This is a genomic window from Streptosporangium sp. NPDC002721 (assembly GCF_042888905.1).
In the GTDB taxonomy this organism is placed as follows: Bacteria; Actinomycetota; Actinomycetes; order Streptosporangiales; family Streptosporangiaceae; genus Streptosporangium.
In genome coordinates, this window is sequence record NZ_JBIAQI010000038.1 from 49,799 (window position 1) to 71,416 (window position 21,618).

The 21,618-nt window shown below is 72.5% G+C and carries 22 protein-coding genes and 2 pseudogenes; 10 read left to right on the forward strand and 14 right to left on the reverse strand.

Annotation, left to right across the window (positions count from 1 at the left end):
* Positions 1-134: 134 nt before the first annotated feature.
* On the forward strand, positions 135-1,352 hold the full coding sequence (locus ACFYWM_RS39245) for a CynX/NimT family MFS transporter (protein WP_389925177.1): 1,218 nt from the start codon (positions 135-137) through the stop codon (positions 1,350-1,352).
* A gap of 243 nt (positions 1,353-1,595) precedes the next feature.
* Here ACFYWM_RS39245 and ACFYWM_RS39250 read toward each other — a convergent pair whose 3' ends face one another.
* Entirely contained in the window at positions 1,596-2,201 is a 606-nt protein-coding gene (locus ACFYWM_RS39250; RefSeq protein WP_389925180.1) for a TetR/AcrR family transcriptional regulator, read from the reverse strand.
* 126 nt (positions 2,202-2,327) lie between these two features.
* On the opposite strand from ACFYWM_RS39250, the gene ACFYWM_RS39255 reads away from it, so the two are divergent.
* On the forward strand, positions 2,328-3,260 hold the full coding sequence (locus ACFYWM_RS39255) for an SDR family oxidoreductase (protein ID WP_389925183.1): 933 nt from the start codon (positions 2,328-2,330) through the stop codon (positions 3,258-3,260).
* A gap of 166 nt (positions 3,261-3,426) precedes the next feature.
* Here the strand turns inward: ACFYWM_RS39255 and ACFYWM_RS39260 are convergent, their stop codons facing one another.
* The 3 genes and pseudogenes from ACFYWM_RS39260 to ACFYWM_RS39270 all read right to left on the reverse strand — a co-directional run.
* Positions 3,427-4,185, reverse strand: a complete 759-nt coding sequence (locus ACFYWM_RS39260; RefSeq protein ID WP_389925186.1) for an ABC transporter permease — start codon at positions 4,183-4,185, stop codon at positions 3,427-3,429.
* Entirely contained in the window at positions 4,182-5,135 is a 954-nt protein-coding gene (locus tag ACFYWM_RS39265; protein ID WP_389925188.1) for an ATP-binding cassette domain-containing protein, read from the reverse strand. The genes ACFYWM_RS39260 and ACFYWM_RS39265 overlap by 4 nt, the downstream gene beginning before the upstream one ends.
* 5 nt (positions 5,136-5,140) lie before the next feature.
* A pseudogene (locus ACFYWM_RS39270) lies at positions 5,141-5,344 on the reverse strand (cytochrome P450); the annotation flags it as partial.
* A 266-nt stretch (positions 5,345-5,610) separates the two neighbouring features.
* On the opposite strand from ACFYWM_RS39270, the gene ACFYWM_RS39275 reads away from it, so the two are divergent.
* Positions 5,611-6,288, forward strand: coding sequence for a helix-turn-helix domain-containing protein (locus ACFYWM_RS39275; RefSeq protein WP_389925191.1), 678 nt, complete (start codon positions 5,611-5,613; stop codon positions 6,286-6,288).
* A gap of 109 nt (positions 6,289-6,397) precedes the next feature.
* Here the strand turns inward: ACFYWM_RS39275 and ACFYWM_RS39280 are convergent, their stop codons facing one another.
* From ACFYWM_RS39280 to ACFYWM_RS39290, 3 genes are all read right to left on the reverse strand, one after another.
* Positions 6,398-6,763, reverse strand: a complete 366-nt coding sequence (locus ACFYWM_RS39280; protein WP_389925193.1) for an iron chaperone — start codon at positions 6,761-6,763, stop codon at positions 6,398-6,400.
* A gap of 208 nt (positions 6,764-6,971) precedes the next feature.
* The gene (locus ACFYWM_RS39285) at positions 6,972-7,349 is read right to left on the reverse strand and encodes a GntR family transcriptional regulator (protein WP_389925196.1); all 378 of its coding nucleotides are present in this window, start codon (positions 7,347-7,349) and stop codon (positions 6,972-6,974) included.
* A complete protein-coding gene (locus ACFYWM_RS39290) occupies positions 7,349-8,155 on the reverse strand; it encodes a hypothetical protein (protein WP_389925199.1) in 807 nt (268 codons plus the stop codon). Before ACFYWM_RS39290 ends, ACFYWM_RS39285 begins: the two co-directional genes overlap by 1 nt.
* Positions 8,156-8,273: 118 nt before the next feature.
* Here ACFYWM_RS39290 and ACFYWM_RS39295 point away from each other — a divergent pair.
* A pseudogene (locus ACFYWM_RS39295) lies at positions 8,274-8,780 on the forward strand (LysE family translocator); the annotation flags it as partial.
* A 75-nt stretch (positions 8,781-8,855) separates the two neighbouring features.
* Here ACFYWM_RS39295 and ACFYWM_RS39300 read toward each other — a convergent pair.
* The 5 genes from ACFYWM_RS39300 to ACFYWM_RS39320 all read right to left on the reverse strand — a co-directional run bounded on the left by ACFYWM_RS39300 (position 8,856) and on the right by ACFYWM_RS39320 (position 13,236).
* A complete protein-coding gene (locus ACFYWM_RS39300) occupies positions 8,856-9,953 on the reverse strand; it encodes a Gfo/Idh/MocA family protein (RefSeq protein WP_389925202.1) in 1,098 nt (365 codons plus the stop codon).
* A complete protein-coding gene (locus tag ACFYWM_RS39305) occupies positions 9,938-10,642 on the reverse strand; it encodes a ThuA domain-containing protein (protein ID WP_389925205.1) in 705 nt (234 codons plus the stop codon). Before ACFYWM_RS39305 ends, ACFYWM_RS39300 begins: the two co-directional genes overlap by 16 nt.
* A 277-nt stretch (positions 10,643-10,919) precedes the next feature.
* On the reverse strand, positions 10,920-11,459 hold the full coding sequence (locus tag ACFYWM_RS39310) for a DUF1062 domain-containing protein (RefSeq protein ID WP_389925207.1): 540 nt from the start codon (positions 11,457-11,459) through the stop codon (positions 10,920-10,922).
* A 279-nt stretch (positions 11,460-11,738) separates the two neighbouring features.
* Positions 11,739-12,476, reverse strand: coding sequence for a VOC family protein (locus ACFYWM_RS39315; protein ID WP_389925210.1), 738 nt, complete (start codon positions 12,474-12,476; stop codon positions 11,739-11,741).
* Between the two features lie 364 nt (positions 12,477-12,840).
* Positions 12,841-13,236, reverse strand: coding sequence for a RidA family protein (locus ACFYWM_RS39320; RefSeq protein WP_389925243.1), 396 nt, complete (start codon positions 13,234-13,236; stop codon positions 12,841-12,843).
* A gap of 136 nt (positions 13,237-13,372) precedes the next feature.
* Here ACFYWM_RS39320 and ACFYWM_RS39325 point away from each other — a divergent pair, with 136 nt between their 5' ends.
* Positions 13,373-14,356, forward strand: coding sequence for a helix-turn-helix transcriptional regulator (locus ACFYWM_RS39325; protein ID WP_389925213.1), 984 nt, complete (start codon positions 13,373-13,375; stop codon positions 14,354-14,356).
* Positions 14,357-14,432: 76 nt separating this feature from the next.
* Entirely contained in the window at positions 14,433-14,603 is a 171-nt protein-coding gene (locus ACFYWM_RS39330) for a hypothetical protein (RefSeq protein ID WP_389925216.1), read from the forward strand.
* 54 nt (positions 14,604-14,657) lie between these two features.
* On the opposite strand, the gene ACFYWM_RS39335 is transcribed toward ACFYWM_RS39330, so the two are convergent.
* Positions 14,658-15,779, reverse strand: coding sequence for an epoxide hydrolase family protein (locus ACFYWM_RS39335; protein ID WP_389925219.1), 1,122 nt, complete (start codon positions 15,777-15,779; stop codon positions 14,658-14,660).
* A gap of 228 nt (positions 15,780-16,007) precedes the next feature.
* On the opposite strand from ACFYWM_RS39335, the gene ACFYWM_RS39340 reads away from it, so the two are divergent.
* Entirely contained in the window at positions 16,008-16,973 is a 966-nt protein-coding gene (locus tag ACFYWM_RS39340; protein WP_389925222.1) for a helix-turn-helix transcriptional regulator, read from the forward strand.
* A gap of 147 nt (positions 16,974-17,120) precedes the next feature.
* On the opposite strand, the gene ACFYWM_RS39345 is transcribed toward ACFYWM_RS39340, so the two are convergent.
* Positions 17,121-17,543, reverse strand: coding sequence for a TetR/AcrR family transcriptional regulator (locus ACFYWM_RS39345; RefSeq protein ID WP_389925224.1), 423 nt, complete (start codon positions 17,541-17,543; stop codon positions 17,121-17,123).
* 17 nt (positions 17,544-17,560) lie between these two features.
* Between ACFYWM_RS39345 and ACFYWM_RS39350 the strand changes: the two genes are divergently transcribed.
* From ACFYWM_RS39350 to ACFYWM_RS39360, 3 genes are all read left to right on the forward strand, one after another.
* Positions 17,561-17,995 carry a hypothetical protein gene (locus ACFYWM_RS39350; RefSeq protein ID WP_389925227.1) on the forward strand — a complete coding sequence of 145 codons (435 nt, stop codon included), beginning with the start codon at positions 17,561-17,563 and terminating at the stop codon, positions 17,993-17,995.
* Positions 17,996-18,465: 470 nt separating this feature from the next.
* Positions 18,466-19,686: an aromatic acid exporter family protein gene (locus ACFYWM_RS39355; RefSeq protein ID WP_389925229.1), complete on the forward strand. Its 1,221-nt coding sequence runs from the start codon at positions 18,466-18,468 to the stop codon at positions 19,684-19,686.
* 89 nt (positions 19,687-19,775) lie between these two features.
* A complete protein-coding gene (locus ACFYWM_RS39360) occupies positions 19,776-21,551 on the forward strand; it encodes an MOSC domain-containing protein (protein ID WP_389925232.1) in 1,776 nt (591 codons plus the stop codon).
* The last annotated feature ends 67 nt before the right edge of the window (positions 21,552-21,618 follow it).

Here is a 21,618-nt window from a genome sequence, read left to right on the forward strand (position 1 = left end):
GGACAGGGGACGCCCGCCTGCCCGCGCCTCGTCGCGATCCGGGTCGTCCGGGTCGTCCGGGTCGTACCGGGTTGACCGGCACGCGAGGGCACGATGACCATTGAGCGGCCCTGACATCATGCGAAGGAGAGACCGTGAAGTCTGAGCCAGCCCCGGACGCGCCCGCGCAGCACGGGCGGCGCTCGCGGTGGGCGACCATCGGCGTCGTCTACCTCGGCGGCGTCGTCGCCGCCATGAGCCTGGGCAAGTTCGCCCCCGTCGGGCCGGCGGTGACCGACCAGCTGTCGCTGTCCCTGTCACAGCTGGGCTGGGTCATCTCGGCGGTCGTCGGCGTCGGCGCCGTCTTCGGCCTGCCCGGCGGCTACCTGATGCGCCGCTTCGGCGCGCACGGGTCGCTGCTGTACGGCCTCGTCCTGATCGCCGTGGCGAGCGCGGCGAGCGTCCTGGTCGGCGACTTCGCCGGGCTGCTCGTCGCCCGCGTCGTCGAGGGCTTCGGCTACCTGCTGGTCACCATCGCCGGGCCGGTGCTCGTCCTGCGCCTGGCCGACGAACGCAACCGCAGCGCCGCCCTGTCGATCTGGGCCACGTTCGTGTCCGTGGGCCTGTTCGCCAGCACGCTCGTCGGCGGCGCGGCCGGCGACGCCTTCGGCTGGCGCGGCTGGATCGGCCTGCTCGCCGGTCTCACCCTCCTCATGGCGGCGGCCGTATGGCTGGGGCTGCCCCGCCCGGGGGCCGGTCCGCGGGCGGCCGCCGGGCCCGTCCCCCGGCTGCGCGCGCTGCGGTGGCCCGGCGTGCTGGCCGCCTCGTTCTGCCTGACCGCGCTGGTGACCATCCCGGTGATCGTGCTGCTCCCCACGCTCCTCATCGAGCAGCACGGGCAGTCGGCCGCCACCGCGGGTGCGGGCACCTCGGTGATCTCGCTGCTCAGCGCGGTCGGCGGGCTGCTCGCCGGCATGCTGCTGCGCCGCGGCACCCGGGTCGGCGCCCTCGCGCTGCTCGGCCTGCTCGCCGTGCCCACCGCCTGGCTCGTGTACGGCGGCGACGGCCCGATCGCCGGCGTGTTCGCGGGCGCCGGGACGCTCTCGCTCGCCAACGGGTTCCTGGCCGCCCTCGTCTTCGCCGCCCTGCCGCTGATCCTGGAGCGGCTCGACCACGCCGACGTCGGCAGCGGCCTGGTCGCCCAGGCGGGCAGCCTCGGCTCGCTGCTCGGCCCGCCGATGTTCGGCGAGGTCGCGGCCACGTTCGGCTTCGCGGCGCTCGCACCGGTCATCGCCGGCGGGCTCGTCGCCGCCGTCGCCGCGCTGCTGCTGGCCGGCCGCCGCGTCGTGGAGCGTCCGCCGGGCGCCGCCTGAGCCACCACTCGCACCCGAGAATCCGGAGAACCGAGAATCCGGAGAACCCGGAGGAACGGCCGGAGAAGCGGCAGGCCCGGCGCCCACACGCGTGACGAGAGCCCGCCCGGGGAGGCCGAAGGCCGTCGTCGATCGCCAGGCTCGGCAGTGCCGGGCATCACCTCGCGGGGCCGGAGGTTCGGCGCGGCCCCGCGCGCTTCCGGCGGCCGCGCTCTGTCCGAGCGCGCTCTGTCCGAGCGCGTTTCATTCGAGTGTGCTTTGCTCGGGTGTGCTTCGTCCGGACGGGCTGCCTTCGAGGGTGGCGAGGAAGCTCTCGGCGGCGTCGTGGACCCGGTCACGGTCGCCGGTGGCGAGCAGGTCGAGCAGCAGTCCGCGGATCGTGGCGATCACGAGGGTGGCCGTGCGCGTCGCCGTCGCCGGGTCGATGTCCGGCCCCTGCGCGTCGCGCAGGGCGTCCATCCAGTCGGCCACGACGTGCTCCAGGAAGTCCGAGAACTGCCGGGGAGCCTGGAGGGCGCGCCCGTAGACCGCGAAGAACAGCCTGAACTCCGCGCCCTGGTCAGGGGCGGAGGCCCGTTCCCAGACCGCGCGCACGGCCGTCGCCAGGCCGGGCCGCTCTCCGGCCGCCTCACTGGTGGCCTGGAAGATGCGCTCCCGCAGGCGCCCGAGGACGGCCTGGAGCATCTGCTCCTTGGTCCCGAAACGATGCACCAACGTCGTGGGCGAGACCCCGAGGGCGGCGGCGACGGGCCGCCACGACAGCTCGGAGAACCCGTGCTCGACCGTGTAGTCGACCACCGCGTCGAGCAACTCGGCACGCCGCTGGTAGTCGACAGGCCGCCCCGCCATCACTGCCTCCGGATGTGTGTCTCGGCTTGACTTTTCTAGTACGACCGTACAAAGAATAGTGTCCGGCTTCAAGAGGCCGCCCGCCGCGGATCCGCCCGGCGGGCGCCCATGTCCTGGAGGTTCCCCATGCGCGTTTTCGTCACCGGAGCGTCGGGCTGGATCGGCCGCGGGCTCGTTCCAGAGCTGACCGCCGCGGGTCACACGGTCGTCGGGCTCGCCCGCTCCGACACCGCGGCCCGGGCACTGCGAGCCGCGGGGGCCGAGGTCCGGCCGGGATCGCTCGACGACCTCGACATCCTGCGCGACGCCGCCGCGTCGTCCGACGGGGTCGTCCACCTCGCGTTCAAGCACGACATCGCCTTCGCCGGCGACTACGCCGGGGCCACCGACGCCGATCGCGCGGCGATCGAGACCTTCGGCGAGGCTCTCACCGGCACCGGCAAGCCCCTCGTCATCGCCTCCGGCATCCTCGGCGTGCTCGGGCTCCCGCCCGGGGCCGTCGCCACCGAACGCGACGGGCCGGCGGACGCGGGGGACCGCGAGGGTCCGATCGGCGGCGGGGGCGGGCGGATGGGCAACGCCCACCACACCCTCGCGCTCGCCGGCCACGGCGTCCGCTCCTCTGTCGTACGTCTCCCGCCGGCCACGCACGGCGACGGCGACAACGGGTTCATTCCGGCCGCGGTCAGGTTCGCCCGCGAGAAGGGCGCCGCGGCCTACGTCGGCGACGGCGCCAACCGCTGGCCGTCCGTCCACCGCGACGACGCCGCGCGCCTGTTCCGCCTCGCGCTCGAGTCCGCGCCGGCCGGGTCGGTGCTGCACGCGGTCGGCGACGAGGGCGTCCCGATCCGGGAGGTCGCCGAGGTCTTCGCGTCACACCTCGGCGTTCCCGCCGTCTCCGTCACCCCCGAGCGGGCCGGGGAGTACGTCGGCTGGCTCGGCGGCTTCTGGGGAGTCGACGGCCCCGCCTCGGCGCGGATCACTCGCGACCTGCTCGGATGGCGGCCGACCGGTCCGGGACTGATCGCCGACCTGAAGGAGGGCCACTACTTCGCCTGAGCGCGTCCGGGAACCACTTCCCGCCGGTATCCCACAAACACCGGAGGGGCAGGTCAGGTGGCTCCCGGCCGTCGCGACGGCGAACTCGCGGTCCTCGTCACCGGCCCGGCGTCAGCCGCGCCACGATCTGCCGCCACCTCGATTTCCGGGCCGAATCCGGTGAACCTCACCGGTTGTAGAGCCTGCGTGCCCACAGGTAACCGGCCAGGGCGATGCCCGCGCTCCACACGGCCGCCTCCAGGAAGCCGGACCCGGCCGGACGCCCGGCCAGCAGCGCGCGCAGCGTCTCGATGACAGGGGTGGCCGGCTGGTGCTCGGCGAACCAGCGCAGACCAGCCGGCATCGACTCGGTCGGGACGAAGCCGCTGCCGAGGAACGGCAGCAGCATCAGCGGCATCGGCAGGTTGCTGGCCGTGGCCACGTCCTTGGTCACCATGGCGAGCGCGACCGACAGCCAGGTGATCGCGAAGGTGAACATGGCCAGCACGCCGATCACGCCGAGCCAGTCCGGCACCGAGGCGGCCGGGCGGAACCCGATCAGCAACGCCACCACGGTCACCACGGCGATCGCGAGGAACGTCTGCACCATCGCCCCGAGTACGTGCCCGGTGAGCACCGAGACACGGGCGATGGCCATGGTCTTGAACCTGGCGATGATGCCCTCGGTCATGTCGGTCGCCACCGAGATCGTGGTCCCCTGCGCGGCTCCTACGATCGTCGTGACCATGATGCCGGGGATGAGGTATCCGGCGTAGGCGGCGCGGTCGGCGCCGATGCCCGCGCCCATGGTGCCGCCGAGGACGTAGACGAACAGCAGCAGGAACACCACGGGCACGGACGCGAACGTGAGGATCAGCGTGGGGTAGCGCCAGATGTGTTTGACCTGGCGCCGCAGCATCGTCGCCGAGTGGGTGATCGCTCTCATCGGGAGGGCTCCTGGGTCGTGGACTCCTGGGTCAGGGTGAGGAAGACGTCGTCCAGGTCGGGGGTGTGCACCGACAGCTCGGCGACGTCGACGGCATGCGCGTCCAGCCACTCCAGGAGTCTCCTCAGCGTCCTGACTCCGCCGGAGTCGGGGATCTGGACGGTGAGCGCCGCGTCGTCGCAGGAGGTGGCGCCGAGATGGCCGGCCGCCCTGCGGTAGCCGTCGGGGTCGGCGAAGCGCACGAGGACGTGGCCGCCGGGGACCATTCGCTTGAGCTCCCCGGGGGTGCCCTCGGCCACCAGCCGGCCCTGGCTGAGCAGCGCGATTCGGTCGGCGAGTTCGTCGGCCTCCTCCAGGTACTGGGTGGTCAGGAAGATGGTCACGCCGTCCTGCCGGACGAGGTCCCGGACGATCTGCCACATGGTGCGGCGGCTGCGCGGGTCCAGGCCCGTGGTCGGTTCGTCGAGGAAGATGAGCTCGGGCGTGCCGACCATGGTCATGGCGAGGTCGAGCCGGCGGCGCATGCCGCCCGAGTAGGTGACCGCGGGCTTGCGCGCGGCACCGGTGAGGTCGAAGCGCTCCAGCAGTTCGCGGACGCGCCCGCGGCCCCTGGCGCGTCCGAGGTGGAGCAGGTCGGCCATGAGCCGCAGGTTCTCCTCCCCGGTGAGGAAGCTGTCGACCGCGGAGAACTGGCCGGTGACGCCGATCGCGGCACGCACCCTGTCGGGTTCCCCGGCCAGGTCGTACCCGGCCACCCGGATCTCGCCCGCGTCGGCCTTGATGAGGGTGGACAGGATCTGCACCACGGTGGTCTTGCCCGCGCCGTTGGGGCCGAGCAGTGAGAAGACGGTGCCCTGCGGAATGGCGAGGTCGATGCCGTCCAGGACGCGGTGGGCGCCGTAGGACTTGCGCAGCCCCGTCACCGAGACGAAGTTCCGCGTGGTTCCCATCGCGTTCACCCCCGGTCCCGGGTGACGGGCAGGCCGCGCACGCCGTACACCTGCGAGGGGTCGGTGCGCGGTGACAGCTCTTCGGCCGGTACGGCGAGCCGCAGCGTCGGGAAGCGGATGAGCAGCGCGGGAAACGCGACACGCATCTCGACGCGGGCGAGCTGCTGGCCGAGGCACTGATGGACGCCGTGGCCGAAGGCGAGATGCCCGGCGGCCAGGCCGGGGTCGTCGCGCGGGGCGGTGAGCGAAGGGGCGGGATCGAAGGGACAGCCGGGTGCGCGGTCGAGAGAGGGGGTGACCGGCTCATCGCGATAGTACGTGTTCATCACAATTGAAAGCTACGTTGCTTTCAGAAATTCTGTCAATCGATCAATTCTCATAACTGCAGGTAGAAACCGCTCAATTGGTGCGTTGACGATGAAGCTGAATGCAATGAAGTGTTGCGTTGTGTGGCGCCGAACGCAATGATGGTGTGATGTCAGAAGGAAGGTTGACCCGGCAGGACCGCCAGCGCATCGCGACCGGTCTCGCCGAAGGCCGCTCCTACGCCGAGATCGCCAGGCGGCTGAGCCGGCCGACCTCGACGATCAGCCGTGAGGTCGGCCGCAACGGTGGCCCCGGCGACTACCGCCCCGAGCGGGCACACCAGGCGGCGGCGCGGCGGGCGCGGCGCGACACCACGGCGCGTTCGGCCGGACCCCGCGACCGCGAGGTCTTCGAGGTGGAGGAGGGGGCCGTCGAGATGGCGGTCGGGATGGGCCTGCCGAGAATGACGGCGCGAGTGCTCATCGGCCTGTGGCTGAGCGAGGACGGCAGGCTCACCGCGGCCGAGCTGTCACGCGGGCTGAAAGTCAGTCCCGCCTCGATCTCCACGGCGGTGGGCTACCTGACCCGGCAGGGGCTGATCAGGCGCGAACGCGATCCGCAACGGCGGCGCGACGTCTACGTGGTCGACGACGACGCCTGGTACCACTCGACGCTGATCGGCTCGCGGCAGACGCTCGCGGCGGCGGAGATCGCGAAGGCGGCGGGGCGGACGCTCGGGCTCGACACGCCGGTGGGACGCCGCCTGGCCAGGGGCGGTGCGTTCCTGGAGCGGATCAGCCTGGACGCCCTGGCGTCGGCCGAACGCTGGCGCGACCTCCCGTCGTGACCGGACCGAGGGGATCGTGCCCCGGATTTAGCGTGCCGTGGTTCGACCGGCCCGCCCGGCGCCCACGGGGCCCTGCCCGGCCCGCGTGACGCCACCCGCGCCACGGCGGTCAGCGGATCTCGCCCGGCCCGGCCGCCGTGGCCCGCAGCAGATCCCGGACGAGCTCGAAGTCGATCTTCTCCGGCCTGCGGAAGCGCAGGCAGCCCCTGCCCATGTCATGGCCCGCCAGCCGCTCCGCGAAGGCCTCGCGGACATCGTCGCGCAGCAGGTAGAAGGAGACGTACTGCTTCTGGCTCGCGAAGCCGATCTCCCCGGTGCCGTCCCGCTCGTAGACGGGCATCCCGTACGCCATCACCTCGGTGAATCCCGGCAGCTCCGTACGGCACAGCTCGCGCAGCCGGACCAGAGCCTCCCTGCGTTGCCCCGGCACCTCGGCGAGGTAGCCGTCCACGTCTTCCGCCCGGCTTTGCACCATGATCCGAGCGTACGTGAAACGGGACCTCGGCCGACACCCCGAACACGTCCCGGGACGAACGGCCCGCGAGCCTCGGCCTCACCGGACGCCGCGAGACGTACGGCCACCGTCGTCCGCGGGCGATCGGACAGGAAGCGGGGTGTCCGGTGACGTGACCTTCGCGGCCGGGTCGCGGTCATGGCGAGACCGGGTCGCGGCCGGGTCGCGGTCATGGCGAGGCCGGTGCCGTCGCGCCGGAGGTCAGGGCCGCCTGCACGATGCGGATCGCCTCGCCCGGGTCGATGCCGAGACTGGCGATCACGGCCGCGTAGTCGGCGGCGGCCCGGCGGGCCCGCTCCAGGCCCTCCTCGCCGGCGGCCGACACGAACGAGCCCGCCCGCCCGCGTGTCTCGATCAGCCCCGCCTCCTCCAGCTCCCGGTAGGCCCGGCCGACCGTGTTGACGGCCAGGCTGAGGTCGGCCGCCAGGTAGCGGATGGTCGGCAGCCGGGTGCCCACGGCCAGCGTGCGCTCCTGGATCTGCCGGGCGAGCTGGGCGCGCAGCTGCTCGAACGGCGGCACCGGCGAGGCCGCGTCGATGACGATCATCAGACGCTCATGACCCGCTGGGCCACCGTCACACTCGGCGGCATCCTGGACTGAAGGACGACGAACGCGGCCAGGCCCAGCAGCAGGTAGGCGACCGCGCCGACGCTCCACCAGCCGGGCGCGGTGCCGAACAGCAGCACCATGGGCAGCGACCACTGCGCGCTCGGTACGGAGAGCTCACGGGCGTCCTCGACGCGCATGATGACGTCCGCGGTGAGCGATTCCTCGTCCTGCGCCACGACCGGGCGCCGTAGCAGGTGGTGCAGTTGCATGGCGGTGATGGCCGTCACGCCGAGCAGGCCGATCAGCAGCACGACGGCCAGTTGCCGCACGGTGGGGTCGGGAACGGCCAGCGCGCTGCCGGCCAGCACCATCGCACCGGCGAACGTGACCGCCACGAAGACGGCGTAGGGCCGGCCGAGCACGGCCTGCCAGCCGGGCTGGACGAGATGGGCGGCCCTGCGAGACAGCGTCGCGCCCGCCCGCCGGTCGACGCGCCGCACCCACCGGTCGAGCAGCGACTGCGCCAGCAGCAGTCCGGCCACCAGCGCGGTCAGGGCCAGCAGCGGGGGACGCGGCTGGCGGCCGCCGAAGGCGGAAGTGGCGGCGAGCGAGCTCGCGATGATCAGCACGGCAAGAATGATATGAGCGGCGAGGCGGGCGCGTCTGCGGACCGCCAGCCGGCTGGCCAGTAGCGGGGTCGGCCGGGCACCGGTCAGGCCGTGCTGGGCCAGCCACTCGCCCGCCAGCCGCAGGTCGGCCTCACGTGCCGGCGAGCCGGGGTCCGGTGACGGTTCGAGGGTCATGGCGCCTCCTTTGTCGCAAGTTTTGTAGCAATATAGTGCGTCAAAGCTTGCGACAAAGTCAACGTCCTGCCGGGGCTCCCGCCGTCCCGGTGGCGCGAGCCCCGGCACGGCGGCGGCCGCGGCCGGCGTCTCGGCCGGGGTGTTCGTCTGGGTGCTGGCCACGGCGAGCGGCATCGCGGCTCTGCTGACGGCCTCGGCCGTGGCGTTCACCGTGGTCAAGGTAGTCGGGGCCGGCTACCTGCTGTATCTCGGGATCAAGGCCTGGCGTTCGGCTCTGCGCGAGGGCGGCCACCTGCGGCTGGATCTGCCCGACCCGGGGAAGCGCGGCCTGTCGGCGGCGTTCACCGAGGGGCTGCTGACGAACATGCTCAACCCCAAGGTGGCGCTGTTCCTCATCGCGCTGGTGCCCCAGTTCGTCTCCGGTGACGCCGGGCTGGGCGACGCGCTGGTGCTGTCGCTGATCGCGGTGACGGGGACCGTGCTGTGGTTCCTCCTGGTGGCCAACATCGTGGGAGCGCTGCGCCGTCTGTTCGCCAGGCCGGCCGTGCGCAAGGCCGTGGACGGGCTCACCGGAACCGTGTTGATCGCACTCGGCGTCAACCTGGCCGTCGCCGGCCGCTCGTAGAGAGACCGGCGTAGCCCGTACCGCGAGAGGCCACCGGGCGCTCGCGGCACGGGCGACCGTCAGCCCGTCAGCCCGTCAGCCCGTCAGCGCGTCGCGCCGACCGGCCACGGGCCGGGGGCGCTCGCAGGTGCTGGTGACGGTCACCGCCGTTGTGGAGTGTGCCGAGGACAGCAGGGACTCCATGATGTCGAGCACGTGGTAGGCCAGCGTTCCGCTCGCGCGGGGCTCCTGGTCCGCCGGGGTGGTGGCGAGGTCGGCGAGGCCCACGCCGCGCCCGGCCTCGACGTAACCTGCCGTGGCGGGAAGGGTCTGCCAGCCCTCCTCGCCCGTTCTCGCCAGGAGTACGGGGCCGTCGAAGTGGTTGGGGTCGGAGATGGAGAGCGAGCCTTTCTCTCCGTGCACCTCGATGGGGGGCGCGTTGGTGGCCGCCCCCTCGAAGCTCATCACCAGCGTGGACAGTGTCCCCGAGGCGTGGATCAGCACGCCGGTGACGTGGGTGTCGACGGAGACGGGGATCGTCTCGTCGCGGCGGGGGCCGGTGGCGATGGTCCGCTCGGCCCGGGTGCGGCTGGCGGCGCCGACGACCGTCGTCACCGGCCCGAGCAGCGTGACCAGGCTGGTGACGTAGTAGGGGCCCATGTCCATGAGCGGGCCGCCGCCGGGGGCGTAGTAGAAGTCGGGGTTGGGGTGCCAGCGCTCGTGGCCGGGCGTCAGCATGGTCGCGGTCGCCGCGACGGGCCTGCCGATCAGGCCGTCGTCGATCGCCCTGCGTGCGGTCTGCGTGCCGGTGCCGAGCACGGTGTCGGGTGCGCAGGCGACCCGTACTCCGGCGTCGGCGGCCGCGCGCAGCACCCGTGCGGCGTCGGCGGTGGTCGTGGCGAGAGGTTTCTCCGAGTAGACGTTCTTGCCGGCCGCGATGGCCCGCAGGGTGATCTCGGCGTGCGCGGCGGGGACGGTCAGGTTCAGTACGACGTCGACGCGCGGGTCGGCCAGGAGTTCCGCCACGCTCAGCACGTCGACCTCCGGATGTTCGCGCACCGCCTGCCCGGCCCGTTCGAGGTCCAGGTCGGCGACGGCGACGAGCCGTAGTTCGGTGAGTCGTTCGATGCTGCGGAGGTACTGGCCGAAGATGAATCCGCACCCGACGACGCCGACGTTCATCGGCAGGCCCACAGCATTCCCCTTTCGATGATGGTGCGCACGTTGTCGTCGCGCAGGATGTCGAGGTCGTGTCCCGGGGTGGCGACGAAGATCTTTCCGTCGCCCCAGTCGCGGGTCCAGATCGCCGGTGAGGTGACCTCCCTGTGCCAGGGGTCCCAGGGGCGGACCTTCTGGGTCGTGGTGGCGAGCACGTCGACGTAGTCGTCGGTCAGCACCCAGTACTGCTCGGTGACGAGGTCGAAGTCGGCGATGCCCGCGGTGATCGGGTGGTTTCCGGCCTCGGGCAGCACGGTGACGGTGTGGGGGACGTAGTTGTCGGCTGGCGAGCCGTCTCGTTCGGCGGGGTCCTTTCCGGGGTGGCAGGCGAACTGCCCGCCGATGAGGTGCAGGTAGTCGGAGGAGGCGCGGAAGGCGTCGGCGATGCCGCCGTGCCAGCCCGCCATTCCGGTACCGGCGCGGATCGCCGCTTCGAGCCCGCGTAGTTCGTCCGGTTCGATCGTGCCCATGGTGTAGCACTGCACGATGAGGTCGACGCCGGACATGAAGGTGGGGTCGGCGTACGGTGCGGGGGAGTCCGCCCGGTGTACTTCGAATCCATGCTCCTGGAGGAAGGGGACGAAGAGCTCGGTGGCGGCCACCGGGGCGTGTCCTTCCCAGCCGCCCCGGACCACCAGGGCCCTGCGCGCGTGATCGCCTGTCATGCTTTCTCACCTATCGATCGGTGGACAAACGATTGCAATCTTCACATTTCACGGCTGGTGTCACCAGGGTTGAGGCGGAGCGGTTCCGTGGGGGGCGACGGGGCCGGTGGAGGTCGCGCTCGCGTCCTGCCCAGGTCCTGCTCGCGTCCTGCCCGCGTCCTGCCCGGGTCCTGCCCGGGCAGAACCCGGGCAGGACCCGGCACGATCGCGGCCGGATCGGGATTCGCCGTGACGCGAGGGTGAGCCCGCGTACGGCTTCGTCCCGGCCGCGTCCCCGCTAGTTCTCGGCCATCACGGTGAAGGTGAATCCGGCGCTCGTCGAACGGCGCGGCGGGACGTCGAACTTGATCCGGCGCGGCACCTCGTTCCTGCTGAGGCCGAGTTCCCGCGCGACGAGCCGATCCGGGCGGAGCGGGACCGGGTCCTCGAAGAGGACCTCCACCTTGACCGGCCACGCCTCGTCGAGCCGTACCGGCGGGGCGTCCAACCGCCAGGCCCCCTTCCAGTCCAGGGTGAAGCGGTTGCGCCGGGCGAACAGCGGATCCAGCAGTTTGGACGCCACCAGCTCCGGATCGTTGGTGTGATAACGGTCGAGCTCGGCCGGATCGAAGGACCTGACCGGTGCTCGCTCGTGCACGGTGAGCTTGCTCGTCCAATCGCAGGACACGCAGCGGACCAGCAGCCAGACGTCCAGCAGCTTGCCGTTGGCGTTGACGCGGAACCTGCCCTCGCCGGTGGTGGCCGACTCCGACGGGCAGTCCACGCACCGCAGCGACAGCAGGGGCAGCCTGGTCCGGCGGACGAACCAGGACAGCACGATATGAGGTTGTGAAGACATGATCTCTCTAGACCTGACACGAGGCCGATTGCGCGCGGCCTCAAACGCCGTACGACCGGGCGCGTGCGGGCAGCCCGGCGGAGCCGACGGGAGGGTCGGCTTGAAGGTGAGCGGAAGAAGGTGTCAGGTCTGAAGAGCAGGCGGGGTCACGCGGTTCTGTCCTCTGTTTTCACTGCGATGGGGCCGCAGGCAATCTAGGGGACAGCGGAAGGAGGGCTCAAACGGTTTTCCGGCGGCGGTGGTCCCCGCCGGTCCGGGTCAGCGCGGGGTGAGGACGTCGAACTCGTTGCCCTCGGGGTCGGCGAGGCACGTCCACGGGACGTCGCCCTGGCCGAGGTCGAGGTCGGTGGCGCCCAGGGCCCGCAGCCGGGCCACCTCCGCCGCCAGGTCGTCACCGGCGTACGGCCGCAGGTCGAGATGGACGCGGTTCTTCACGGTCTTGGTGCCGGGCGTGCGGAGGAACTCCAGATACGGGCCGACCCCCTTGGCCGAGCGCAGCACCGCGTGGTCGTCGGTGACCTCGTGCAGGGGCCAGTCCATCGCCCGGCCCCAGAAGCGGGCCATGGCCCGGGGATCGGCGCAGTCGGCCACGACCGCGGCGATCGGCCCGGTGTCGCGGTAGACCTCCCGGGGCTCCAGCACGCAGAACTCGTTGCCCTCCGGGTCGGCCAGGACCGTCCACGGCACGTCGCCCTGGCCCACGTCGGCGGGCGTCGCGCCGAGGGCCCGCAGGCGCGCGACCAGCTCCGCCTGGTGGGCCGCGGAGGTGGTGGCGAGGTCGACGTGCACGCGGTTCTTCACCGTCTTGGGTTCCGGGACGGCGATGATGTCGACGCAGACGGCGACGGGGTCGGGGTAGGCGAAGCCCTCCGGTTCGAGGTTGGTCACGCCGGGTTCCTCGCTGGAGATGGTCCAGCCGAGTGCCTCCGCCCAGAACCGGCCGAGTGCCGCGTCGTCCTGGGCGTTCATCGCAATCTGAACAAGCCGCAATGCCATGTCGCCGATCTTATGCCCGACGGACGAATCGGGATGAAACACGCACCTCCGGCGGTGAACCGCCGGAGGCTCTGAGCGGGTACGGGACCCGGCCGTCACCCGGGGCCACCGTCACGAGCGGGCCCGATCCAGGACTCCGGGACGCCGGCCAGGGCGCCGGCGATCACCGCTGCCGCGACCCCCGGGAGCTCACGCGTCGCAACGGGCGCGGGCGCCCGATCGTGACGCGGTGCCGCCCGTCCGCCCGTCCGCCCGTCCGCCCGTCCGCCCGTCCGCCCGTCCGCCCGGCCGGACGCCGGACGGGTGGCGAGCGGCGGGCGGTGGCAGGTCTCGGGGCCGCGTCCGGCTTCGGGGGGAGGTCGCGTCACGCGACGGCGGTTCCCTCCAACTCGACCATCAGGTCGGGGATCGCCAGCCGTGTCACCCCGAGCATCGTGGTGGACGGCGCCGCCCCGGTGGCGCCCAGCCGTGCCGCCAGCACGCCGTAGTGCTCGAAGAGCCGGTCGGCGTCGGTGGTGTAGACGTTGAGCCGGACGAGGTTCGCGAGGGACATGCCGGCCTCGCCGAGCACGGCCTCCAGGTTGTCGAGGCTCAGCGCCAGCTGCGCCGCCATGTCACCGGCGTGCCGGGGCTCGCCGTCGCCGCCCATCGCGGCCTGCCCGGCGCAGTACAGGGTCCGGGTGTGCCCGGAGACGAGTTCGCCCTGGTTGTATCCCATCCCCGCCGACCACGCCCACGGGTTGATCGCCGTTCGTTCCACTGTCATGTCAGCTCCGTTCGGTTCGTCGACATCACGTATGCCGATCGGCTCGGTGGCCGTCGTCTTGTTCGTGACGATGATCAGCTTCCCGGCAAATCACGACATCTTGTGTCGTGTATTTCAGTAGGGTTTTCGTGTGCGTGCTGACCGGTTGGTCTCGCTGGTGTTGCTGCTGCGGCAGTACGGCCGGCTGTCGGCGACGGCGCTGGCCCGCGAGCTGGAGGTGTCCACCCGAACCGTGCTGCGCGACATCGAGGCGCTGTCGGCGGCCGGTGTCCCGGTCTACGCCGAGCGCGGCCGGCACGGCGGGTTCGCGTTGCTGCCGGGGTTCCGGACCGAGCTCACCGGGCTGAACCACGACGAGGCCCTCGCCCTGCTGGTCGCCGGATCGCGGCGCGGCGCGCAGGCGTTCGGCCTCGGCTCGGCGCTCGCCTCGGCGATGCTCAAGGTGGTCGACGCGCTGCCCGAGAGCTACCGGGGCACCGCGGCCGGAGCGGCCGAGCGGCTGCTCATCGACCCGGAGACCGACCTCCTCTCTCGCCGGCTGGTCGACGAGGAGGTGCCCGACGCCGTAGTGGCCGAGGTCCTGCGCGCGGTGTTCGCCGGTCACAGGCTGCGCATCCACTACGCGGCCGCGGACCAGGGCCCGAGGTGGCGCACGGTGGACCCGATCGGCCTGGTCACCGTACGCGACCGGGGCTACCTGCTGGCCACGAGGTCCGGCGCGGACCGCACCTACCGGCTGTCCCGGATCCTGGCCGCCGAGGAACTCGCCGAACCCGCGCAGCGACCGGACCGGGTCGATCTGGACCGGGCCTGGCAGGAGCGCGGCACGCGGTTCCGGGCCGGCGGCGACCAGGTCACCGTGCTGGTACGGGTGGACCCGGCCCGGCGGGAGGACCTGGTGGGCACCGCGCTCGCCGTCCACGCGGAAGAAGACGGGGAGGCCGACCCGGACGGCTGGCTGCGGCTGGAGGTGACCTTCCAGGACCCGAGACACGCCGAATGGGCGCTGTGGCAGCTCACCACGAACGCCGAGGCCCTGACCCCGCGGTGGTTGCGCGACTCCCTGCGCGATCGCGCCACCGCGATCGCCAGCCGCTACGGAGCGTCGTCCTGAGAGCCGTCGGGGACGCGCCCAGCCCCGGACGCCCGGCGGGCCCCTTCCGGCGAAGAGGAAGCCGACTCTGCCGATCATGACGGTGAGCGCGACGGAGTTCTTCGGTTCCCTCGTCGCCGACCGGATGCGCGAGGTGTCCGAGGGCGCCGAACGCGGCGAGGTCTTCGACCGGTGCGGCCACAGCCTGGCGCTCGAGGCCGAGGACCGGCCGGCCGCCACCCTCCGCGACTTCATGCTCGGACGCTGAGGGGGCGGCTTCATGCTCCGGCTGAGGGGAACGAGCGTCGTGCTGGCCGGGTGGTCAGCGGACGGTGCGGAAGAAGGCGCGCACCTCGTCCACGAACAGGCCGGGGACCTCAAGGGCGGCGAAGTGCCCGCCGCGGTCGTACTCGGTCCAGCGGGTGATGTGGTTGAGCGGTTCGGCGAAGGAACGGAGCGCGATGTCCTCGGCGAAGTTGGCCACGCCGGTGGGCACCCGGGAAGGCGTGGGCCAGTTGCCGCTGTGCATGGACTCGTAGTACAGCTGGGCCGAGGAGGTGCCGGTGTTGGTCAGCCAGTAGAGCATCGCGTGGGTGATGACGTGGTCGGCCCCGATCGAGCCCGCGGGGTGGGCCCAGTCGTGGAACTTCTCGCCGATCCAGGCGAGCTGGCCGACCGGGGAGTCGGCCAGGCCGAAACCGAGCGTGTGCGGGCGGGTGGCCTGGATCTGGAAGTAGCCGTTGCCGTCGGACAGGAAGCGGTTCATCCGCTCGAGCCTGACCCGCTCGGCGTCGGTGAGCGCCGTGTCGGCGGGCACGTCGCCGAGCGGGATGAACCCGATTGTGGCCGCGTTGACGTGCACGCCGGCGACGTGTTCGGGGTCCACCCGCCCGAGGTCGGGTGCGATGACCGCGCCGAAGTCGCCGCCCTGCGCCCCGTACCTCTCGTAGCCGAGCCTGGCCATCAGCTCGGCGTAGGCGGTGGCGATGCGGCGCGCGTCCCAGCCGGCCGGGGCCGGCCCGGTGAACCCGAAGTTCGGGTGTGAGGGGATCACGAGGTGGAAGGCGTCGGCCGGGTCGTCGGGGTCGGTCAGCGGCTCGATCACCTCCAGGAACTCCGCGACCGACCCGGGCCAGCCGTGCGAGACGATCAGCGGGAGCGCCTGCGGGTGGCGTGAGCGGACGTGCAGGAAGTGCAGGTCGATCCCGTCGATCCGGGTGGTGAACTGCGGGTGCCGGTTGAGCCGCTTCTCCGTCGCGCGCCAGTCGTACGTCGTGCTCCAGTACTCGGTCAGCTCCTTCAGGTGTTCCAGCGGCACGCCGCGGCTCCATCCGGCGTCCGGGACCTGGACGGGCCAGCGGACGGCGGACAGGCGCCGCCGCAGGTCGTCCAGCTCGGACTGCGGGACGTGGACCTGGAACGGCTTGATCTCGCTGTTCAACACGACTCCTCATCTGTCGGCACGGGGCGTGCGGCCGCGTGCGCGGGTGGTGTCCTGGCCGGGCGTGTCCGCCTCGCGGGGCTCGGCCACGAGCCCATGCCTGTGTTTCCGGCGAGGGGCCCGCGGGCACCGCGCCGTCAGGCCTCCGCTCCGGTCGGCGGCGATCACTGAGACGAGCATGTCAGCCAAGGAGGTCAGTTACTGTCCTCCTTGCGACGCACAATGGGGGGCATGCTTGAGACGTCCGCTCGTCTGCTCCGGTTGTTGTCGTTGTTGCAGCAGCACCGGGACTGGACCGGCCCGCAACTGGCCGAGCGGCTGGGGGTGACGGTGCGCACCGTGCGCCGTGACGTCGACCGGCTGCGCGAGCTCGGCTACCCGGTGCACGCCACGATCGGGAACGTCGGCGGCTACCGGCTGGGCGCCGGGGCCGCCATGCCGCCGCTGCTGCTCGACGACGAGGAGGCCGTGGCGGTCGCGGTGGGGTTGCGCACCGCGGCCGACGGCACGGTGGCCGGGATCGAGGAGACATCGGTGCGGGTCCTGGCGAAACTGGAGCAGATCCTGCCTCCCCGGCTGCGGTACCGGGTCTCGACGCTGGACGCGGCGATCGTGGCCCAGCACCGGCCGGGCGCGGTCGTCTCGGCCGAGGTGCTGACCACGATCGCCGCGGCCTGCCGCGACCACCGGGGGCTGCGGATGGACTACCGCAGCCATGACGGCACCGAGAGCACCCGCACGGTCGAGCCGCACAAGCTCGTCCACGCCGGGCGCCGCTGGTACCTGGTGGCCTACGACCTCGACCGGACGGACTGGCGGACCTTCCGGGTCGACCGGCTGCTGCCCCGGACCCCGGCGGGCCCTCGGTTCAGCCCCCGCGAGCCGCCCGCCGACGACATCGGCGACTACGCCTCCTGGGCCGTGGGCGTCGATCGGTACCGCCACCGGGCGCGGTTCACCATGTACGCCCCGGCGGCACGGGTGGCCGAACGGGTCTCGGCCGACACCGGGGTGATCGAGGCGGTCGACGAGCGCAGCTGCACCCTGTGGGTCGGCTCGGACTCCCTCGACGGGCTCGCCCTGCACGTGACCCTGCTCGGCTTCGACTTCACCGTCCACGAACCGGCCGAGCTCGTCGAGCGCTTCAGGGCACTGCACGCGCGCATCGGCCACGCGCTCGCCCCACCGGCCGGATGACACGCGCTCGCCCCGCCGATTCGGTGGCACACGCTTGTCTCACCGACCTGATGACGCGTATCGGCCCCGCCGATCCGATGGCACGTGCTCGGCCCGCAGGCCGGATGAGCGGGGCGTCGCCGCGGCCTCACCGGCCGGGGCCGTCGGTCAGGTGACGGACCGCGCCACCAGGGCCATGGCCTGCCGCATGGCGTCGCGTACCTCGTCGGGCCCCTCACCGCGCCGCAGCGCGTCGAGCGCGGACGCGCTGAGGGCGCCCACCATCGCGCCGACCAGGGCGGAGGCGGTGGTCGCGTCGAGCCTGTCGGGGAACGCCCGCTGCAGCGCCCGGGCCAGGTCGGCCTGCGCGGTGAGGTAGCGCTGCAGCAGCCGGGCCTGCAGCGCCGGTTCCGAGGCCGCCAGCCGCGCCCGGAGCGCCGCCAGGCCGCTGGGCAGGTCGCTGTCCCAGGCGTTGAAGATCATCTGTTCCGTGGCCCGCACCAGCACCTCGGGCAGCGGCTCTCCGCTACGGCGCCCGGCGATCGCCTCCAGTGCCAGGTCGACGCGCACGTCGGCGTTGGCCAGGAGCACGTCCTCCTTGGTCTGGAATGGGAAGCCTGGACGGACGGGTCGTCCTCATCACCGGAGCGGGGTGCGGCATCGGGCGGGAGGAGGCGGTTCCCGGCATGGGCCAGGAACCGCCCGCGGACCGGTTCGACCCCCTGCACCCGGCCGCCGTCGCGCCCGTCGCCGCCTACCTGGCCGGCCCGGCCTGCCCGCTCACCGGCCAGGTGCTGTCGGTACGGGGCGGCACGGTCGCGGTCAACCACGGCTGGTCCCTCGGCGGCCACATCCACAAGGACGGGTTGTGGAGCGTGGAGGAGCTGGCCGGGAAGGTGAAGGAGCTGCCGGTGGACGACCCTCTCGACAAGCTCGCCCGGGCGCTGACCGGCGCGCTCGGCGCCACCGGGCGCGCCGAGCTCCAGGATATGATCAACGCCCTGCTGGACGGGGCGGGCCGATCCGGCGCGGCCTCCGCGTGAGGCGACGGCACGCACCCCGGACCGCGTGCGCAGGCTCGCGGTCCGGGCTCTTCCGCGCCGTACGGGAGGCTCTGCGTGGCTGACATCGACGGACCTCGTTCAGCGGATACCGCGGCAAGGGATGGAGCCTCCCCGAGGGCGAGAAGCCGTCGGAGAACCCCAACGACCTGGGAACCCTGACCCTCCGCGAGACCGAGCGGGGCTGGCTGATCCACGACTACCGCGGCAGCAGGCGCTACTCCAGCTGCGGAGGTTGAGCCGGCGCGATCACCGTGATCGGCCCGCCGTTCACCGGCCCCGGACCGTGATCGGCCCGTCGTCCACCGAATCCGAACCGGACAGCCTGGGCGGCGATCTCCTGGGTACCCACCATGGCGGACAAAGTCAACATGTCCGCGGGCGCGGGAGACGGTGGGGCGGCGTGACGCTCACCGTCCGCCGGACCATGGTCGTTGGGTGAAGGGCGAACGATGGCTGATCAGAGCATGAGCTGGTTGTACAGCGCGATCCGGCGGGAGGCGCGGTATGTGCGCGAGCAGATGGCCGGGCTGGGCACGCGGGATTCCGAGCAGCGCTTCGAGGCGCGCCAGATCGCCAAGGCGACCCTGGCCGCGGTGCTGGCCTGGTTCCTCGCTGACCGCCTGCTGCCGCGCGAGACGGTGTGGATCGCTCCGGCCACCGCTGTGATCATGGTGCACGCGACGGTGTACCAGACGCTGACCAACGGGGTGCGGCGGGTGTGCGCGGTGGCCGCCGGTGTCATCCTGGCCGGCAGCGTCGGCCACCTGATCGGTCTCAACGCGTTCAGCCTGGTGCTGGTCGTGCCACCGGCGCTGGTGGCCGCGCGCTGGCGGCGGATGGGCCGGCACGGCACGGACGTGGCGACCACCGCGGTGTTGATGCTGTCGTTCGGGGCCGGCTCCCAGGAGCGCTACCTGCTGGCCTACGTGGTGGCCACCGGCATCGGCGCGCTGTCCGGAGGATTGGTCAACGCGATGGTGTTCCCGCCGCTGTACCGGCGCCGCCCCTACGAGGCGGTACGCCGGCTGAGCAAGGAGGCCGCCGCGCTGCTGGAGGCGGTGGCCGGCGGGTTGCGCGAGCGCTGTGACCTGTCGGACCTGCCCGGCTGGCAGCGCCACGCCGCCCGGCTGGACGCCCACCTGGCCCGGGCGAGCGCGGCCATCGCCGACGGCGCGGAGAGCCGCCGCTACAACCTGCGCCGAACCCGCGTCCCCGAGACGAACGATGACCACGAAGGGCTGCTGGAGGCGATGAGCGAGATCGGCGTGCACATCCACGCCCTGGTGCGGGCGCTGGCCTACGCCGATCAGCGCCAGCGCCGGCGCGGCGACGGCCCGCCGTGGATCAGCGACGAGTTCGCCCGCGACTACGCCGCGCTGCTGGACCTGCTCGCCCAGGCGCTCGAGGCCCAGATGCGCACCACCGACGAGCCCGCGAGGCTGAACGCGGTGATCTCCGCCGCGCTGGAGCGGGCCGGCGCGATCCAGGAGCAGATGACCGAGGAGGTCCGCACCGGCCAGCTGGACCAGCCGCACGGCTGGGCGGTGACCGGAAGCCTGCTCACCGACGCCGAGCGGATACTGACCATCCTGACCGCCCTGCACGACACCGCCGAGATCGCCGAGGCGGCCGGTATCACCGGCACCGCCGACGCCGACGCCGTGGCGTGAGGCCGGCCGCGCCACGATACCCCGGCTGACCTGCGAGAACGAGGTATCCTGCTAGGGATCCGGGTGCCTCTTCGCAAAGGGGAAGACACGTGGCGACGCTTCTGTCGATCAACGTCGGCCTGCCCGAGGACGTCCCGTGGCACGGCACGACGGTGCACACCGGGGTGTGGAAGCGGTCCGTGACCGGGCCGCGTACGGTACGCCGCCTGAACGTCGACGGGGACGGCCAGGGAGACCTCAATGGGCACGGCGGCGAGCACCGCGCGGTGCTGGTCTACCAGATCGACTCCTACCGGCACTGGCAGCGGGAACTGGGCCGCGACGACTTCGTCTACGGGCAGTTCGGGGAGAACTTCACGGTCGACGGGCTGCCCGACGACGAGGTGTGCGTCGGCGACCGCTACCGCGTCGGGGAGGCGGTGTTCGAGGTCACCCAGCCCCGGGTCACCTGTTACCGGGTGGGCCTGCGGATGAACGAGCCGCGGATGGCGGCCCTGCTGGTGTCCCACCGGCGTCCCGGGTTCTACCTCCGGGTGATCACCGAAGGGCGGGTGGAGGCGGGCGACGAGATCGTCAAGGTCGCCTCAGGGCCGGAGGCGATATCCGTCGCGGAGATCGACGCCCTGCTCTACCTGCCGGGACACCCCCGCGACCGGCTGGAGCGGGCGCTGCGCATCCCCGCGCTGAGCGAGGGCTGGCGGGCCTCCCTGCGCGCCCTGCTCGACCGGCCCGACGGCGAGGGCGCGGAGAAGGGATCGGCGGGCAACCCCGGGCTGACACCCGCCGCGGCCGGGCCGCCGCCCGCCTGGCCGGGATTCAGGCCGCTGCGGATCACCCGGATCGACGCCGAGAGCCGCAGCGTGTTCTCGCTGACCCTGGAGGCCGACGACGGGAAACCGCTGCCCGCCGCCCTGCCGGGCCAGTTCCTCACCGTACGGCTGCGCCCCGAGAACGGGGGCCCGCCGGTCGTCCGCAGCTACTCGCTGTCCGGCCCTCCCGGCACCGGCCGCTACCGGATCAGCGTCAAGCAGGAGCCCAGGGGCGTCGCCAGCACCTACCTCCACGCCCACCTGCGGGCCGGTGACCTTCTCGAAACGGCGGCGCCGCGCGGCACGTTCACCCTGGAGGAGGGCGACGCGCCGGTCCTGCTGCTGTCGGCGGGCATCGGCGCGACCCCCGTCCTGGCCATGCTGCACGCCCTGGCCGCCACCCGCCCGGCCCGCGAGGTGTGGTGGCTGTACGGCACGCGCGACGGCACGGAACACCCGTTCGCCGCCGAGAGCGAGGCCCTCTGCGCCCGGCTTCCCAACGCGCACGAGCACGTCTGCTACAGCCACCCCGCGTCCGGCGACCGCGAGGGAGCCGACTACGACACGGCGGGACGGCTGTCGGTCGACCTGCTCGGCCGTCTCGGCGTCCCGCACGCCGCCGACGCCTACCTCTGCGGCCCGCCCGCCTTCATGCGCGACCTGCCGCCCGCCCTCCTCGCCTCCGAACTCGCCCCCGCGAGCGTGCACACGGAGGTCTTCGGCGCGCAGGCGGCGATGACGCCGGGAGTGACCCCGGTGGCCGCCCGGCCCCCGCACCCGCCCACCGGCGCGCCGGGAACCGGGCCCGCCGTCACGTTCGCGCGCAGCGGCCTCACCGTCCCATGGAGCCCCGCCTACGAGAGCCTGCTCGAACTCGCGGAGGCGTGCGACGTGCCGACCCGCTGGTCGTGCCGTACCGGGGTCTGCCACACCTGCGAGAGCGGCCTGCTGTCCGGCACGATCGGCTACTCGCCGGAGCCGGTGGAGGCCCCCGCCGACGGCAACGCGCTGATCTGCTGCTCGCGCCCTCGCGAGGACCTCGTCCTCGACCTCTGACGCCCTGTTTCGCCGCCGGGCCCGGACACGTTCGTACAGCGTACGGCGGATGGTAGGCAAGGGCCTC